2 protein-coding genes are annotated in these 1,434 nt (G+C 66.6%); both read right to left on the minus strand.

Features of this window, described 5'->3' with window-relative positions; all coding sequences use genetic code 11:
- Positions 1–818: ribokinase (locus EN991_RS36120; RefSeq protein WP_164769654.1), on the minus strand; the 818-nt coding region annotated here is incomplete at its 3' end.
- On the minus strand, positions 815–1,434 hold a 620-nt coding region (locus tag EN991_RS36125; RefSeq protein ID WP_127370514.1), incomplete at its 5' end, for an SIS domain-containing protein. The genes EN991_RS36120 and EN991_RS36125, both read right to left, overlap by 4 nt.

The raw sequence follows: 1,434 nt of genomic DNA on the forward strand, positions 1-1,434 counted from the left end.
CGCATGGTCTGCCCACGGGCAAGTCCCGCGGCCAGCGCGCCAACGAATTCATCGCCGGCGCCATGCGTGCTGGCGACCTTGACCGGGATGGCGGACAGCGCAAAGGCCTCGCCGCTCCGGTCGCAACAGGCGACGCCTTCGCCGCCCGCCGTGACGATCGCCACGGGATAGAGATCGGCCAATAGCCGTGCGGCTTGCGCGGCCCCGTCGAGTGTCTCGACCACTGCCGTGCCAGCCAGGAATTCCGCCTCGATGGCGTTGACCACCAATATGTCGACCAGGGCGATCAACTCCTCGGAGAGTTTGCGCGCGGGGGCCGCGTTGAGCACGACGCGGCCGCCCCGTGCCTTGACTGCGCGTGCGGCGGCAATGTTGGCGGCTTCCGGCACTTCGTTCTGCAGCAGGAGCACCGCCGTCTGTCCCACCACATCGGAAGCAGAGGCACTGTCGGCATGGCCCCGTGCCAGATTGCTGCCCGAGACGATCACCGCGCCATAGTCGCCGCCTTGGTCGAAGATCGCCACGCTCATGCCGGAGCCGGCGCCAGCGGCCACCCGCACGAAGCGGCGGTCGACCTTGGCGCGATCGAGATTGGCCAGCAACGCCCGCCCGAAATCATCGTCGCCGACGGCGCCGATCATCGCCGCATACACACCGGCTCGCGCCGCCGAGACGGCCTGGTTGCCGCCCTTGCCACCGCATTTGGGGTGCCAGGCATGGCCGGTCACCGTCTCGCCCTTGCGCGGGCGGTCGGGCGCGTCGACCATAATGTCGTAATGCAGGCTGCCGAACACGGTCACCAGCGGCGTTGTCGTCATGAGCCCCGGTCTTTTCGTTTCGATGTCACCGCCGACATAGTGCGGCCGAGATTTCGCTCCGCCGCCTGATAGTCGCGCTGCGCCACCGCGACGAACAACGCGTCGAGAATGTTGAGCTGGGCAATGCGGGCCGCTGCGTTCTCGCCCATCAGCGGCGAACCCTGCGCGGTCGAGCACAGAACGATATCGGCGACGGCGGCCAGGGGCGAGTTGTCGTAATTGGTGATGGCCAGCGTGCGGGCACCGTTCTTGCGGGCCAACTGAATGGCGTCGATAACGGCCGACGTGTTGCCCGAATGCGAGAAGCCGACGGCGATGTCGTCGCCGCCGAGCAGCGAGGCCGACATCAGCATCATGTGCGAATCGTCGTAGACGGATGCGCGGATGCCGATGCGCAGGAATTTGTGCGAAACGTCGCGCGCGATCTGCGCCGAGCCGCCGACGCCATAGAAATCCCGGTTCTTGGCACGGAAGAGCAGCTCGGCGGCGCGGTCGAAATCCTCGATGTCGAGGATCGCCAGCGTCTCCTCCAGCGCCTGGATGGAGGTGCGGAACACTTTTTGCACGATCTCGGCCGAACTGTCGTCGGATGACAGTTCCTGGTGCATCTCGGCGG

This window comes from Mesorhizobium sp. M7A.F.Ca.US.005.03.2.1 (assembly GCF_003997795.1).
Taxonomy (GTDB): domain Bacteria; phylum Pseudomonadota; class Alphaproteobacteria; order Rhizobiales; family Rhizobiaceae; genus Mesorhizobium; species Mesorhizobium ciceri.